Genomic DNA, 343 nt, shown 5'->3' on the forward strand with positions numbered 1-343 from the left:
TCCCACCCAGCCCGGGATCACAGGGGCCTCCCGCTCCCCTCGGCCACCGGCCGGAACCCGAGGTCGCGCACCATCTTCAGGTCAACGTCCGGGGCCCGGCCGGCCGTGGTCAGGTAGTGGCCCACCATCATGCCGTTGGCGCCGGCGTAGAAGATCCAGGAGGACATGTCCCCCAGGTTGCGGTCGCGGCCGGCGCAGACCTTGATCGTGGCCCGGGGCAGGAGGAACCGGTACACGGCCACGATCTTGAGGCACTCCAGGGGCGGAAGGGGGGGCATGTCCTGGAGCCGGGTGCCCTTGACCGGCACGAGGAAGTTCAGGGGCACGCTGTCCACCTCGAGCG

Annotated in this window: 1 pseudogene; it reads right to left on the minus strand. The window is 70.6% G+C overall.

Annotated features, from left to right (window positions below):
* Positions 1-17 precede the first annotated feature (17 nt).
* Positions 18-343: pseudogene (locus ACYQ8L_RS18710) on the minus strand (biotin synthase BioB); the annotation flags it as partial.

The sequence above is a fragment of the Deferrisoma palaeochoriense genome, assembly GCF_054656955.1.